General features: G+C 72.4%; 11 protein-coding genes. 3 read left to right on the top strand and 8 right to left on the bottom strand.

Annotation, left to right across the window (positions count from 1 at the left end; translation table 11 throughout):
* Window positions 1-123: 123 nt before the first annotated feature.
* On the top strand, window positions 124-531 hold the full coding sequence (locus ACZ4MF_RS20720; RefSeq protein ID WP_356024596.1) for a winged helix-turn-helix transcriptional regulator: 408 nt from the start codon (window positions 124-126) through the stop codon (window positions 529-531).
* Here ACZ4MF_RS20720 and mutM read toward each other — a convergent pair.
* The 8 genes from mutM to ACZ4MF_RS20680 all read right to left on the bottom strand — a co-directional run bounded on the left by mutM (window position 504) and on the right by ACZ4MF_RS20680 (window position 8,774).
* Window positions 504-1,364: a bifunctional DNA-formamidopyrimidine glycosylase/DNA-(apurinic or apyrimidinic site) lyase gene (gene mutM, locus ACZ4MF_RS20715; RefSeq protein ID WP_376289283.1), complete on the bottom strand. Its 861-nt coding sequence runs from the start codon at window positions 1,362-1,364 to the stop codon at window positions 504-506. The two genes, ACZ4MF_RS20720 and mutM, sit on opposite strands and share 28 nt — an antisense overlap.
* A gap of 94 nt (window positions 1,365-1,458) precedes the next feature.
* Window positions 1,459-2,295: a ribonuclease III gene (gene rnc, locus ACZ4MF_RS20710; RefSeq protein WP_376289285.1), complete on the bottom strand. Its 837-nt coding sequence runs from the start codon at window positions 2,293-2,295 to the stop codon at window positions 1,459-1,461.
* A gap of 8 nt (window positions 2,296-2,303) precedes the next feature.
* Window positions 2,304-2,477, bottom strand: a complete 174-nt coding sequence (rpmF, locus tag ACZ4MF_RS20705; protein WP_003951102.1) for a 50S ribosomal protein L32 — start codon at window positions 2,475-2,477, stop codon at window positions 2,304-2,306.
* Between the two features lie 2 nt (window positions 2,478-2,479).
* The gene (locus ACZ4MF_RS20700; protein ID WP_467493411.1) at window positions 2,480-3,130 is read right to left on the bottom strand and encodes a YceD family protein; all 651 of its coding nucleotides are present in this window, start codon (window positions 3,128-3,130) and stop codon (window positions 2,480-2,482) included.
* Between the two features lie 130 nt (window positions 3,131-3,260).
* A complete protein-coding gene (locus tag ACZ4MF_RS20695) occupies window positions 3,261-4,328 on the bottom strand; it encodes an ATP synthase F0 subunit B (RefSeq protein WP_467493410.1) in 1,068 nt (355 codons plus the stop codon).
* Window positions 4,329-4,394: 66 nt separating this feature from the next.
* Entirely contained in the window at window positions 4,395-4,874 is a 480-nt protein-coding gene (coaD, locus tag ACZ4MF_RS20690) for a pantetheine-phosphate adenylyltransferase (protein WP_467493529.1), read from the bottom strand.
* Between the two features lie 26 nt (window positions 4,875-4,900).
* Window positions 4,901-5,488 carry a 16S rRNA (guanine(966)-N(2))-methyltransferase RsmD gene (gene rsmD / locus ACZ4MF_RS20685; RefSeq protein WP_356024606.1) on the bottom strand — a complete coding sequence of 196 codons (588 nt, stop codon included), beginning with the start codon at window positions 5,486-5,488 and terminating at the stop codon, window positions 4,901-4,903.
* 49 nt (window positions 5,489-5,537) lie between these two features.
* The gene (locus tag ACZ4MF_RS20680; RefSeq protein ID WP_467493409.1) at window positions 5,538-8,774 is read right to left on the bottom strand and encodes a helicase-related protein; all 3,237 of its coding nucleotides are present in this window, start codon (window positions 8,772-8,774) and stop codon (window positions 5,538-5,540) included.
* A gap of 224 nt (window positions 8,775-8,998) precedes the next feature.
* Between ACZ4MF_RS20680 and ACZ4MF_RS20675 the strand changes: the two genes are divergently transcribed.
* Together ACZ4MF_RS20675 and ACZ4MF_RS20670 are read left to right on the top strand one after the other, a co-directional pair.
* Window positions 8,999-10,870 (top strand): HSP90 family protein, encoded by a 1,872-nt coding sequence (locus tag ACZ4MF_RS20675; RefSeq protein WP_467493408.1) that lies wholly within the window; start codon window positions 8,999-9,001, stop codon window positions 10,868-10,870.
* Window positions 10,867-14,271 carry a tetratricopeptide repeat protein gene (locus tag ACZ4MF_RS20670; RefSeq protein ID WP_467493407.1) on the top strand — a complete coding sequence of 1,135 codons (3,405 nt, stop codon included), beginning with the start codon at window positions 10,867-10,869 and terminating at the stop codon, window positions 14,269-14,271. The genes ACZ4MF_RS20675 and ACZ4MF_RS20670 overlap by 4 nt, the downstream gene beginning before the upstream one ends.
* Window positions 14,272-14,273 lie beyond the last annotated feature (2 nt).

Below are 14,273 nucleotides of genomic sequence, written 5' to 3'. Positions count from 1 at the left end.
AGACTCCTCGATCGGACAGCCCGGAGGGCGAGTTGGCAGCTCAAAAGCAGTGACCCCAGGAAAGCACTAACTTCCAGTTAGTGCAACCTGGTGGTTAGCGCTGCGTGTGCGTATCCTTCTGTCATGAGCGCCACGCCCCAGGAACAGGACCACCTCGCGGACACCCTCGCGTACGACGTCTTCGCCAAGGCCTGCCCGTCGCGCGCGACGCTGGAGCACGTCACGGGCCGCTGGGGCGGGCTGACGCTCGGCGCGCTGTACGAGGGGTCGCTGCGCTTCAACGAGCTGCGCCGCCGGGTCGACGGGGTGAGCGAGAAGATGCTGTCCCAGACGCTGCACGCGCTGGAGCGCGACGGACTGGTGCACCGCGAGGCACAGCCGACGAACCCGCCGCGCGTGGACTACGAACTGACCGCGCTGGGCCGCGAGGTCGCCGGGCGGCTGCTCGCCCTCATCCACTGCGTGGAGGGCGCGATGGACGACGTGCTCACGGCACGCGCGCGTTACGACGAGACGCGCGGCGCCCTCTGACACTTCGGGCAGAAGTAGCTCGACCGGTTCATCCACGGGCGGCGGCGGATCGGCGTACCGCACCGCCCGCAGGGCTCGCCCTCGCGGCCGTACGCGTCCAGGGACCGGTCGAAGTAGCCCGACTCGCCGTTGACGTTGACGTACAGGCTGTCGAAGCTGGTGCCGCCGACGGCGAGCGCCGCGTTCATGACGTCCCGGACGTGGCCGAGGAGTTCCTGGGTGACCGGGCGGGTGAAGTTCGCCGTCGGGCGCTCGTAGTGGACGCGGGCGCGCCACAGCGCCTCGTCCGCGTAGATGTTGCCGACGCCGCTGATCAGCGACTGGTCGAGCAGGGCCCGCTTGATGGTGGTGCGCTTGCGGCGCAGCGCCCGGTGGAAGGCCTCGTCGTCGAACAGGGGGTCGAGGGGGTCGCGGGCGATGTGCGCGATGACGTCGGGCAGGCCGTCGGGGGTGTTGTCGTGCAACGACAGCCCGCCGAAGGTGCGTTGGTCGACGAAGCGCAGCTCCGTGCCGAGGGAGTCCGCGAACCGGACGCGGATGCGCAGGTGCTTCTCGTCCGGCGCCTCGTGCGGCTGCACCAGCAGCTGGCCGCTCATGCCGAGGTGGGCGAGGACGGACTGGTTCGTCTCCTCCAGCGGCAGCCACAGGTACTTGCCGCGGCGGCTGGGGGTGCCGATGTGCCGGCCCTTGAGGCGGTGCGCGAAGTCGTCGGCGCCCGCGATGTGCCGCCGTACGGCGCGCGGGTGCAGCACCTCGACCTCGGCGACGGTGCGCTGGGCCACCCAGCGCGCGAGACCGCGCCGTACGACCTCGACCTCGGGCAACTCGGGCATCGGGACCCCCGTACAGAGCGCTCGCACGGAGCGGTGGATGAGCCGAGCGCCCGCCCGCCGGGAACGGCGGTGCGGGCGCTCGTACTGCTGTGGGTCAGGCCGGAGCGGACGAGGACTCGCCGTCCTCGGCGTCGGCCCCGGAGGCTTCGTCGGCCGCCTCGGCGGCCCTGGCGCGCTCGTCCGCGGCGGCCTTGATGGCCCGCCAGGCGGACTCGGCGGCCTGCTGCTCCGCCTCCTTCTTGCTGCGGCCGGTGCCGGTGCCGTACGAGACGCCTCCGACGCGGGCGGCAGCAGTGAAGGTCTTCTCGTGGTCGGGGCCGGTCTCCGTGACCAGGTACTCGGGCACGCCGAGCCCCTCGATCGCGGTCAGCTCCTGGAGACTGGTCTTCCAGTCCAGGCCGGCACCGAGGTTGGAGGACTTCTCGATCAGCGGGTCGAAGAGCCGGTGCACCAGCTCGGACGCCGCGTCGAGGCCCTGGTCGAGATAGACCGCGCCGATCACCGCTTCCAGGGTGTCGGCGAGGATGGACGCCTTGTCCCGGCCTCCTGTGCCCTCTTCACCGCGGCCGAGCCGGATGAAGGCGCCCAGATCGAGGCCACGGCCGACCTCCGCCAGCGCACGCGAGTTGACCACCGCGGCCCGCAACTTGGCCAGCTGGCCTTCGGGCAGGTCGGGGTGGGTGCGGTACAGCGTGTCCGTGACGACGAGGCCGAGCACGGAGTCCCCGAGGAACTCCAGCCGCTCGTTCGTCGGCAGACCGCCGTTCTCGTACGCGTACGAGCGGTGGGTCAGCGCGCGCACCAGAAGGGCGGACTCAAGCTGATAGCCGAGCCGCCCTTCCAGAAGCGTGTGGGACGAGGCCTGGTTGTCCGCCGGGCTCCCGCTCGCACGGGAAGAGTTCTTCTTGGGCGTGGACACAGTGCCTCTCACCTGGCCGCTCAGACTTCGAGGACCTGGCGCTTGTTGTAGGTGCCGCAAGACGGGCACGCGATGTGCTGCTGCTTGGGCTCGTGGCAGCGCTCGCACGCAACCAGGGTGGGGACCGCAGCCTTCCACTGCGACCGGCGGTGGCGCGTGTTGCTGCGCGACATCTTCCGCTTCGGAACAGCCACGGCTACTTCTCCTGCTTCTCGTCGACGCCCGCTTCCGCGTCAGCGCCGCTCATCTCGTCCTTCTCGCCGTCTTCGAGTGAACCGGCGAGTCCCTGCAAAGCCGCCCAACGGATGTCGACGGCGTCGTGATGGTGGTCCGGGTCGTCCGTGAGCCGCGCTCCGCACTCGGAGCACAGGCCCTGGCAGTCTTCCTGGCACACCGGCTGCATCGGCAGTGCGAGCACCACCGCGTCGCGCAGCAGAGGTTCGAGGTCGAAGAGTCCGTCCTCGAGGAAGAACCTGTCCTCGTCGTCCTCGGCGTCGTCGCCCGGTTCCGCGATCACGCGGCCCCGGTCGTCGGCGTCAGGGTACGAGAACAGTTCCTGGAAGTCCGCTTCGAGCTGCTGCTCGACCGGCTCCAGACACCTTACGCACTCCCCCTCGGCCAGTGCACGGGCGGTGCCTGTGACGAGCACCCCTTCCATGACCGACTCAAGGCGGAGTTCGAGCTCCAGCGGGGCGCCCTCGGGCACTCCGATGACTCCCTGGATCCCGAGATCCGCGGGAGAGTCGATCGTGCGGGTCAGGCGCTGGAGCGCGCCAGGACGCCGCCCCAGCTCGTGTGTGTCGAACACGAGAGGGTTGCGGTGGTCGAGGCGGGCGTTGGGAGCCATTCCTGCTTTCGATCTTCGAACTCGGAGGGACGCCGCCCTTCGGTGTTCCGGGCAGCGCTGATCGCGGACATACGCGCGACCGAAGAGCCAGGATACTGGACCTTTCGCTCTCGGCCCAATCCGGCCCTGTCTACAGGCCCCGGCCCTGCTCGTACGCCCGCAGCTGCTCCGCGCTGATCATGCCGGTGTCGAAGAGGCTGGTCTCGTCGAGGGCGTAGCCCTGCTGTCCCTGGTGCTGGTGGGACTGCTGGGACTGCTGGGACTGCTGGGGGTCGTAGGCGGCCTGCTGGGGATCGTAGGAGCCCTGGTAGGCGTAGGGGTCGGCCTGCTGGTAGCCGTAGCCGGCCTGGGTCTGCTGCGGGAAGGCCGCGTACGGGTCCGGCTGCTGCTGGTAGCCGTACGCCGGCTGCGGCTCGTAGGACGGCTGCTGGGGCTGCTGCTGCGCCGGCCGGTCCTGGCGCTCGGCCGGGGCGTCCTGCTCGGCGAGGGCCGCGAGGTCGGCGAGGTAGTCGGCGTCGCTGGAGTGCTGGAAGGTCGTGGTGTCGTCGGCGAGGGCGCCGAGGTCGTCCGTGGCGATCCGGCCGTGCAGCTTCTGCCGGCCGCGGCCGACGGCCTCCAGGGTCTTGGCGAGGACCGCCTCGAAGGCGCCCAGCTTGGCGTCGACGTACTGGTCGGCGGTGTGGCGCAGGGTCTCCGGGTCGTGGCTGCGCTCGGGGGCGTCCTCGTCCTCGTAGCCGTTCTCGTCCAGGCCGGGGCCGGTGCCGAGCAGCTTCTCGCGGCCGCGGCCGACCGAGCCGAGGGTCTTGGTGAGGACGACCTCGAAGTTGGCGAGCTTGGAGTCGACGTAGTCGTCGGCCTCGGCGCGGACCTCCTCGGCCTCCTGGCGGGCCTCGGCGAGGATCCGGTCGGCCTCCGACTGGGAACGGCGGGCGATCTCGGTGTCGGAGATCAGCGAGCCGCGCTCGGCGTGCGCGCCCTCGATGATCCGCTCGGCCTCCTGGCGGGCCTGCTCGACCATCTGCTCACGGCCGCCGATCAGCTCCTGCGCCTGCGCGAGGGAGCCGGGCAGGGCTTGGCGCACCTCTTCCAGCAGCGCGAGCAGCTCGGCGCGGTTGATCACGCACGAGGCCGACATGGGCATGGCCCGGGCGCCGGCGACCGCGGAGACGATCTCGTCGAGCTTCTTCTGCACGTCCACCTGTGCTCGCCACTCTCTACAGCCGGGTTGGAGACGGACGGGACGACTGTAGTCCCATCGGTCCCATCAGTCCTTGTGCAGGCGCTTGTTGAGGGCCTGCAGCACCGGGGCGGGCACCAGGTGCGAGACGTCGCCGCCCCAGGCCGCGACCTCCTTCACCAGGGAGGAGGACAGGAAGCTGTATGTGGGGTTGGTGGGCACGAACAGCGTCTCGACGCCCGTGAGCCCGATGTTCATCTGAGCCATCTGCAGTTCGTAGTCGAAGTCACTGACGGCGCGCAGGCCCTTGACGATGGCCGGGATCTCGCGCTGCTTGCAGAAGTCGACCAGGAGGCCGTGGAAGGCCTCGACGCGCACGTTGTCGTACTCGGCGGTGACCTCGCGGATCAGCTCGATCCGCTCCTCGATCTCGAACAGGCCCTTCTTGGACTTGTTGATCATCACCGCGACGTAGACCTCGTCGTAGAGGCGCGAGGCGCGGGCGATGATGTCGAGGTGTCCGTTGGTGATGGGGTCGAACGACCCGGGACAGACGGCGCGGCGCACTTGTGATCCCTCGCTCTCCGGTCCGGTCATCGTGCGTCTTCGCACGTAGAGGCGGCGCGACCGTACCAAAACGTTCCCTCGCCGTAGCGACGGGACCTCAGTGGTGCGAATCCGTCGGGCCAGCGGAATTCTCCGCCTCTGGTGCTGCGCTCCACGGTGACGAGGGCTTCTTCGGTGAGCCAGCGTTCGGAGCGGAGTGTGAGCAGAATCTCGCGAAGATCGTCGTCCGTGACGGCGTACGGAGGGTCGAGGAAGACGAGGTCGTACGGCTCGGCGGGGGGTGCGGTTCTGATGACTTGTTCCGCTTTGCCCGCGCGCACTTCGGCGCCGGGCAGGCCGAGGTTCCTGACGTTGTCGCGGACGGTCCTCGCCGCGCGGGCGTCGGCTTCCACGAGGAGCGTGTGGCTCGCGCCGCGGGAGAGCGCCTCCAGGCCCACGGCGCCCGAGCCGGCGTAGAGGTCGAGGACCCGTTCGCCGTCGAGGGGGCCGCCGAGGAGGGACTGCCAGGTGGAGAAGAGACCTTCGCGGGCGCGGTCGGAGGTGGGCCGGGTTCCGGTGCCGGGCGGTACGGCCAGGCGACGTCCGCCGGCGGTGCCGGCGATCACGCGGGTCATCTTCGGTCCTTGGTCGGGGGTGGTGACGGATTCAGTGTGGCAGGCCGCTTCATCCCTTTTCCAAGTACTGCTCCCTCTCGTCGTCCAGCAGGGCGGCCAGCGCCGTCCGCAGGCCCGGCAGGTGCTCCAGCTCCGGGTCCGCGCTCACCACCGCCGTCGCCTCCTGTCTCGCCTCCGCGATGACCTCCTCGTCCTCGATGACGGCGAGGACGCGCAGGCTGCTGCGGGCGCCGGACTGGGCCTGGCCGAGGACGTCGCCCTCGCGGCGCTGTTCGAGGTCGATGCGGGAGAGCTCGAAGCCGTCGAGTGTGGCGGCGACCGCGTTCAGCCGCTGGCGGGCCGCGCTCGCCTCGGGCATCTCGGTGACCAGCAGGCACAGGCCGGGGGCCGAGCCGCGGCCGACGCGGCCGCGGAGCTGGTGGAGCTGGGAGACGCCGAAGCGGTCGGCGTCCATGATGACCATGGCCGTGGCGTTGGGGACGTTGACGCCGACCTCGATGACCGTGGTGGCCACCAGGACGTCGGTGTCGCCGGCCGCGAAGCGGCGCATGACCGCGTCCTTGTCGTCGGGGTGCATACGGCCGTGCAGCACCTCGACCGTGAGCCCCTGGAGGGGGCCCCTGGCCAGTTGGTCGGCCACGTCGAGGACCGCGAGCGGCGGGCGCTTCTCCGCCTCGTCCTCGGGGGACGGTTTCTTGGTCTTCTTGGCGTCGGCCTCGTCGATGTCGTCGCCGATGCGGGGGCAGACGACGTACGCCTGGTGGCCGTTCGCCACCTCCTCGCGCACCCGCTCCCAGGCGCGGGCGAGGAAGTGGGGCTTGTCGGCGGCCGGGACGACATGGCTGGCGATGGGTGAGCGGCCGGCCGGGAGCTGGTCGAGGACCGAGGTCTCCAGGTCGCCGAAGACGGTCATGGCGACCGTGCGCGGGATGGGGGTGGCCGTCATGACGAGGAGGTGGGGCGGCTGCTTGCCCTTGCCGCGCAGGGCGTCGCGCTGTTCGACGCCGAAGCGGTGCTGTTCGTCGACCACGACCAGGCCCAGGTCGTGGAACTGGACCTTGTCCTCGATGAGCGCGTGCGTGCCGATGACGATGCCGGCCTCGGCGGTGACCAGGTCGAGCAGCGCCTGGCGGCGGGCGGCGGCGCCCATGGAGCCGGTGAGCAGGACGACCTTGGTGGCCTGCTCGGCGCCGCCCAGCATGCCGCCCTCGGCCAGCTCGCCCATCATCTCCGTGATCGACCGGTGGTGCTGCTGGGCGAGCACCTCGGTGGGCGCCAGCATGGCCGCCTGCCCGCCCGCGTCGACGACGGCGAGCATGGCGCGCAGGGCGACCATGGTGTTGTGGGTCACCGAGAAGTGGTCGGTGACGTACGCGTGACTGGAGTGCGCGACGCTGATGCACTGGACCGGTTTCCGGCCCACATACTCCACCGCCCGGATGCCGCGCCTGAAGGTGTTGCACTTCGGACGTGGCCGCACGCGCTCCGCCTTGCGTGTGAGCCGGAAGGGGGCGAACTCGTCGGGCAGCGCGACCGAGACGTTGAAGGCGGATCCCTGCGGCAGCACCCGCGCCCGGCCGCCCAAAGACCGCACGATCCAGGCGACGTCGTCCGCGAGCCTGCGCGAGGCCGAACACAGGGAGATGCTCATCCCGTCCCGGTGAATCGTGCCGTCCGTGTCCAGTAGCCCTTGCAGGAGAGCAAGCCGATTCTTGATCGACGCGTTCTTGAAGTCGTCGGGGATGAACTTGTCGTGGGACGTCAGGCCCCGGAGACCGAGGTCACGCAGGACCTGGATCACCGGGTTCCGGACGCCGCCCGCGCGCTGCGCCGGCTGGATCGTGTAGTCGCACCGGGAGCCCTGGACCGCCACGAGGCGGCAGTCCGGAGCCACGGAAGCCGCGACGGCGTCGTGGATCTCCGCGTCCTCGGTGGACAGGCGCAGGTCGTGCCGGAACGAACCGTCGCCCAGGAGGAGTCCGAACAGATACGGGTCCAGCGGGAGTCCCGAGTCGTCGCCGAGGTCCACCGGCGTGGCCACCGGGATGTACCACTTCGGCGAGCCGTCGGCTTCGAACAGGTCGTGCCGGATTTCCCTCGCGGTCATCACCTTCGGCGGCTGACCGCGCTGCCACCCGCAACTCGTGCCGACGATCCAGAGGTGCTCGTCATCGCATTCCACGGAGCTCCCGTCGGACAACACCATGCGCCACACTTCGCGCTCTCCCTGTGGGAAGACTCCGTTGACCAGGGCGACATCTCCGTCGGGCACGATGACCTCGTCGCCCTCCCTCACGTCTCCCATCCGCCTGAACCCCATGGGCGTCAGGACGAGCGAGTCCAGTGGCTGCGCCTTCCCCGATCCCACCTCGCCCTGGAGCAGGCGGTGCATCGGGTGTTCCGTGGCGAGGTCGTCGAAGATCTCGCGGGAGACCTTCTGCTGGCCCTCGGTGAGGGTGAAGGGGAGGCGGTCGTCGAAGGCCGTGAGGAGGCCGTCGGGCCGGGGCCTGCGGGGGACGGCCGGGAGCTGGGCGTCCGCGTGGCGGCGGCGGGCCAGGGCCACCTGGAGGACGAAGGCCTCGTCCCACTTCAGCCGGGCGCGGGCGTCGGCGATGTCCGCCTTGGTGTGCGGGCGGTGGATCTTGAGCAGTGCCTCGGGGAGCGGGAGCAGGCCGCGGCCTTCGAGGAGCGGGCCCGGCAGCGGGTCGACGGCCTCCTGGGCGGCGGGCAGCACCGTCTGGACCGCCTTGCCGATCTTCCAGGACTCCAGCTTGGCGGTGGCCGGGTAGATCGGGATCAGGGCGCCGGCCCAGCTCTCGACCGTTTCCTCGCTGTCGCCGCGCAGCAGTTCGTAGGCGGGATGGGCCAGTTGGAGGCGGCGGTTGAAGACGGAGACCTTGCCGGCGAACATCGCGCGCGTGCCCGGCAGCAGCTCCTTGTGCGGCTTGTGCACGCCGTTGCCGAAGAAGACCAGCTGGAGCCGGCCGCTGCCGTCGGTGATCGTGACCTCCAGGCGCTGGCCCTTGCCGCGCGACGCCCTGGCGGAGGCGAACGTGTGCAGCCGGGCGTCGGCGACCTGGGCGACCACCGTGACGTGCTCGTCCATGGGGAGGTCGGCGAGGTGGGTGAGCTGGCCGCGCTCCTCGTATCTGCGCGGGTAGTGGTGCAGGAGGTCGCCGACGGTGTCCAGGCCGAGGTGCTCGGCCATCACCTTCGCGGTGGCGGGGCCGAGCACTGACTTCAGGGGCTGCTTCAGGGGTTCTTCCAGTGCGGGCACGAGATCCATTGCACACCACGGCACTGACAATGCCGTAGCACCGCCTTGCCCGGCCGCCGTGCGCGCTGCCCTGCGCATTCGTCCCGCCATGCCGTCAAAATCAGGGAAAGACCTGGTCAGGCGCGCTGATCCGGCCCTAGGATGGCGCGCTCCGGCCCCCTTTCCGCGGTCACCGCCCCATCCGGGACCGCCCGACCCCGCGCCGCACGCGTCCCCCCTCCGGCGCAGTGACGATGGAATCCCAGACCTCACAGTCATCCCAGGCATCCCGGTCACCCCACCAACCTCACCCGCCTCACACGTTCCAGGTCGACCTGCGCGGTCTGGTGGACCTGCTCTCCCATCACCTCTACTCCAGCCCCAAGGTCTATCTGCGCGAGCTGCTGCAGAACGCGGTCGACGCGGTCACCGCGCGGCGGGCCGAGCAGCCGGACGCCCCGGCGCTGGTCCGGCTGCACCCGGTGGACGGCGGGCTGCGCGTCGAGGACAGCGGCATCGGGCTCACCGAGGCGGACGTGCACGAGCTGCTGGCCACCATCGGGCGCAGTTCCAAGCGGGCCGAGGGCCTGCGGGAGGCGCGCTCCGGCTTCCTCGGCCAGTTCGGCATCGGGCTGCTCGCCTGCTTCGTGGTCGCCGAGCGGATCCGCGTCGTCAGCCGCAGCGCCCGTACGCCCGACGCGCCGCCGGTCGAGTGGACGGCGCGCGACGACGGGTCGTACACCGTGCGCACGCTGGACGGCCCGGCGCGGCCCGAGCCGGGCACCACCGTGTACCTGACCGCGCGTCCGGGCGCCGCCGAGTGGCTCGCGCCCGAGCGGGTCCTGACCCTGGCCCGGGACTTCGGCTCGCTGCTGCCGTACGACGTCCGGGTCGGCGAGGAGCCGGTCACCGAGCTGCCCGCGCCCTGGGACCGGCCGTATCCGAGCCCGGCGGGCCGAAGGGTGGCGCTGGCCCGGCACTGCCGGGAGCTGTTCGGGTTCGCGCCGCTGGACTCGATCGACCTGGACGTGCCGCTGGCCGGGATCCGCGGGGTGGCGTACGTGCTTCCGGCCTCGGTCGGACCGGCCCAGCGGGCGCGGCACCGGGTGCATCTCAAGGGCATGCTGCTGACCGAGCGGGCCGAACAGGTGCTGCCGGACTGGGCGTTCTTCGTGCGCTGCGTGCTGGACACCGACAGCCTGCGGCCCACGGCCTCGCGCGAGTCGCTGTACGAGGACGAGACGCTGGCCGCGGTCCGCGACGCGCTCGGCGACCGGATCCGCTCCTGGCTCACGGGGCTCGCCGCCGGTGATCCGGAGCGGCTGCGGGCCTTCCTCGCCGTGCACCACCTGGGGGTCAAGTCCCTGGCCCGGCACGATGCCGGGATGCTGCGCACGATGCTGCCGTGGCTGCCGTTCGAGACGACCGACGGGCACCTGTCCCTGGAGGAGTTCGCGCAGCGCCACCCGGTGGTGCACTTCACGCGGACCGTCGAGGAGTACCGGCAGGTCGCGCCGATCGCGTCCGCGCAGGGCGTGGGCGTCGTCAACGGCGGCTACACGTACGACAGCGAGCTGGTCGAGGCGCTGCCGTCGGTGCGGCCGGGGACGGTGGTCGCCGAGCTGGACGCGGACACCGTGACCGCGCACCTGGACTCCGTGGACCCGGCCGAGGAGCTGGCGCTGTCGGGCTTCCTGGCGGCCGCGCGGGCCAAGCTCGACCCGCTGGGCTGCGACGTCGTGCTGCGGGCCTTCCACCCGCTGTCCGTGCCCGCGCTGCACCTGGACGACCGGGGCGCCCGGCACGAGCAGGCGCGCGCGGACGCCGAGGAGCGGGCCGACGACCTGTGGGCGGGCATCCTGGGCTCGCTGCGCGGCAGCGCCCCGCGCGCGCGTCTGGTGCTCAACCATCTCAACCCGCTGGTGCGGCGCATCGGTTCGCTGGCGGACCCGGAACTGATCGGCACCGCCACCGAGTCGCTGTACGGGCAGGCCCTGCTGATGGCGCAGCGCCCGCTGCGGCCGGCCGACTCGGCGCTGCTCAACCGGGCGTTCCTCGGCCTCCTGGAATGGGCCACGCACGGAGAGTCCGCTCAGGGGGCTCGGGGAGAGGACGATCACCGATGAGCGGAATCGACGGCACGGACGGGACCGGCGGGAGCGACGGGGTCACGGACCTCGACGCGCTGCGCCGGGCGATGGCGGAGAACTCCGAGCAGCCGGAAGGGCCCGCCCGCAACGCGCGCGCGGAGCGGCTGCTGGCCGACGCCGAGCGGCTGGACGTCCCGCTCGCCGTGATCGAGGCGCTCGGACACCAGCTGAAGGTCTACAACTACAGCTCCGAGAAGGACAAGATGTTCGTCCCGTTCGCGCGGCTGCTGCGCATGTGGGACGAACGGCCGGAGGACTTCGACGCATACGAGGCGCACTCGCTGCACTGGGTCTTCAAGTGGATGTCGGCGGGCATGCTCGACCAGCCGCACGTGCCGCTCGCCTCGGTCGAGAAGTGGCTCGGCGAGATGGCGCACCGCTACCGGCTCGCCGGACACTCCGAACGGGCCGTGCGCAGCGCGGAGTTCAGCGTGGCCGCGCACGTCGGGGACCACGCGCGCGCGGAGCGGGCGTACGCCGCGTGGCTGGCCGCCGACCGGGACGAGATGGCCGACTGCCACGCGTGCGAGCTGCACGGGCAGGGTGAATGGCAGGTGACGCTCGGCCGGGACGAGGAGGCCCTGGAGCTGTGGCGGCCGGTGCTGGCGGGCGAGTTCGCGTGCGCGCACGAACCGCACACCGTGCTGGCGTCCTCCCTGGCCCCGCTGCTGCGCCTGGGCCGCCTGGACGAGGCCCGGGCGCATCACCTGCGGGGCTTTCGCCTCGTACGCCCGATGGAGTCGATGCGGGGTGCGTACGCCGACCATGTGGAGTTCTGTGCGCTGAGCGGCAACGAGGCGCGCGGTCTGGAGCTGCTCGCCGAGCGGCCGGCGTACTTCACCGACACCGGGCATCCGCGCAGCCTGCTGGACTTCATGGCCGTGGTGACGCTGCTCATGGACCGGCTGACCGAGCGGGGCCTCGGCGACCGGCGGGTGCCGGGGCCGGCCGGGCGGACCTGGACGGCGGGCGAACTCGCGGTCCACGCGCGCGCGGAGGCGCTGGCGCTGGCCGAGCGGTTCGACCGGCGCAACGGCACGGCGTACGTCGGCGACCGGGCACGCGCGCGTATGGCCCAGCGGCCGCTGGCCGACCGGCTCCCGCTGGGCATCCGTACGCCCCGCACCGCAGCGGCGCCGGTGGCACCTCCCGCGCCCTCCGGGACCGCGGCGGCACCCGGCCTGCCCGCTCTGCTCGCCGAGGCCCGGCGCCTGTCGGAGACGCTGCGCCCGCACGCCCTGGAGGCCTGGGCGGCGGTCGCGGAGGCGGCGCGGGGCGCGGAGCTGGAGCCGCGGGCCCGCGCGGAGATCACCGACCACGAGGCGATGGCCCGCGGCCCCGAGGGCGTCGCGCTGTTCGCACGGGCGGCGGAGCTGTACGCGGAGGCCGGCGACCCCGGCGAGGCACTGGGCGCACGCGCGCGTGGCGCCTACGTCCGCGCCCTGACGGGCGAGGTGACGGCCGCCCTGACCTGCGTCACGGCCCTGTACGACGAGATCCTCGCCCTGTACGCCGATGAGGGCACCGGTCTGCGGCAGACGGCCTCGGTGGCGATGAGCCGGGCACGGATCCTGATGCGGGGCGTACACGAGGCAGCGGTGTTCGAGGAGCCCGCAGGCGAGAAGCCCGCACGCGAGGAGACCGAAGCCGCGTCGGACGGACCGGCGTCCGAAGGGGCCGATCCGGGCGTACCGGCGTCCGAAGAGACCGGATCGAGCGGGCCCGCGGCCGAGCGGCAGGCACCCGATGGGTCGGCGCCCGAGGGATCGGCATCGGACAGACCTGCGTCCGAAGCGACCGGATCGAGCCGACCCGCGGCCGAGCGGCAGGCACCCGGCCAGCCGGGGCCCGAGGAAACGGCACCCGGAAAACCCGCGTCGGACGGACCGGCGTCCGAAGGGGCCGATCCGGGCGTACCGGCGTCCGAAGCGACCGGATCGAGCCGGCCCGCGGCCGAGCGGCAGGCACCCGGCGGGCTGGCACCCGGGGGATCGGCATCGGACGGTCCGGCGTCCGAGGAGGCCGGTTCGAGTGGGCCCGGTGCAGCGGCGCGGGGTGATGCCGTGGCACGGGCCGAGCGGGCTGTGCGGGAGGTGCTCGCGCTCGTGGACGGGCGGGGGGCGGACGATGTGCGGCTGGCCGCGCGGGCCGCGGAGGCGCGGGCGATGCTGGCCGAGCTGGCGGGGGCGCGCGGGGACGCCGGGCAAGCGGCGGCGCTGTTCCGCGAGGCGGCCGCCGCCTATGTCGACGCCGGACTGCCGTGGTTCGCCGTGGAGTACGAGGTACAGGTCGCCGCCCTCGCCCATCAGGCCGGTGACGCGGACGCGGCCGAGCGCGCGCTGCGGTCCGCGCTGGAGCACGGCGGGGCGTACGTGGAGCCGGTCGGGCGGGCCCAGCTGCATCTCCAGCTCGCCGAGGTCGTCGGCGGGCGCGGCGATGTCGTCGAGGCCGCCGAACAGGCCCTCCAGGCCGCGCACTGGGCCGACGAGGCGGGCGAGAGCGGCACGCTGGGCTCCTGGGCGCGCCAGCAGCTGGGCGGCCTCCTGCTGCGCCGGGGCCGCTGCGCGGAGGCCGCCGAGGTACTGGAGTCGGCCCTGGCGGACCTGTCCGCCGAGACGCACGGCGACGGGCCCGTCGTCCAGGCGTTGTGGTGGCTCGGCGACTGTCTGAGCGAGCTGGGCGATCACCAGGGGGCCGCCGAACGCCGGCTGCGGGCCGCCGAGTTCGCCCGGCACTGGCCCGAGCAGCAGGACCACGCCACGCTCGCCCATCTCGCCGCCGAGTCCCTGGGCAACGCCGGGCTGCTGGACGAGGCGGAGCAGGCGTACACGCGCGCGGGCGAGCTGTGGCGGGCGCTGGGCAACCCGCACTTCCTCGTGCGTTCGCTGCGCGCCCGCGCGTGGCTGGCGCTGCGCGCGGAGTCCGGCGCGCGGGGTGCGCGGGAGCTGATGGCGCAGGCGGTGCGCACCTGCGAGGGCGCGCTGGAGGCCGCGGCGGATCCGGTGGTACGGGAGCAGCTCACCGCCGAACTGGGCGCCACGCACCGCCAGTTCGGCGATCTGCTGGCCCGCTCGGCGACCGAGGAGGCCGAGGAGGTCGAAGACAGTGTGATCCAGGGGGTGTTCGAGGCCGCGCTGGCGCAGATGGACCGGGCGGCGGCGCTGTTCGGCGTGCTCGGCGCGGACGGGCTGGACAGCCGTACCGGTGCCGAACTCGCCGCGGGCTGGCTGGAGGCCGACCTCGGCCGGCCCGCCGAGGCGGCCGCACGCGCGCGTGCGGTACTCGAAGCCTACGAGAACGCCGACGCGGACGCCGGGGACGAGACGGTGCGGGAGCGGCGGGCGGAGGCCGCGCAGCTGCTGGAGCTGGAACGGTAAAC

The sequence above is a fragment of the Streptomyces sp. NPDC025793 genome, assembly GCF_055558375.1.
Note: the sequence above shows the minus strand (reverse complement) of the source record. Positions and strands in the feature narration are given on the sequence as shown.

Excerpts from the sequence above, each read along its gene's own strand:
- ACZ4MF_RS20720 (WP_356024596.1), top strand. The coding sequence starts at position 124 with ATGAGCGCCACGCCCCAGGAACAGGACCACCTCGCGGACACCCTCGCG.
- mutM (WP_376289283.1), bottom strand. The coding sequence starts at position 1,364 with ATGCCCGAGTTGCCCGAGGTCGAGGTCGTACGGCGCGGTCTCGCGCGC.
- ACZ4MF_RS20700 (WP_467493411.1), bottom strand. The coding sequence starts at position 3,130 with ATGGCTCCCAACGCCCGCCTCGACCACCGCAACCCTCTCGTGTTCGAC.
- rsmD (WP_356024606.1), bottom strand. The coding sequence starts at position 5,488 with ATGACCCGCGTGATCGCCGGCACCGCCGGCGGACGTCGCCTGGCCGTA.
- ACZ4MF_RS20680 (WP_467493409.1), bottom strand. The coding sequence starts at position 8,774 with ATGGATCTCGTGCCCGCACTGGAAGAACCCCTGAAGCAGCCCCTGAAG.
- ACZ4MF_RS20675 (WP_467493408.1), top strand. The coding sequence starts at position 8,999 with ATGGAATCCCAGACCTCACAGTCATCCCAGGCATCCCGGTCACCCCAC.
- ACZ4MF_RS20670 (WP_467493407.1), top strand. The coding sequence starts at position 10,867 with ATGAGCGGAATCGACGGCACGGACGGGACCGGCGGGAGCGACGGGGTC.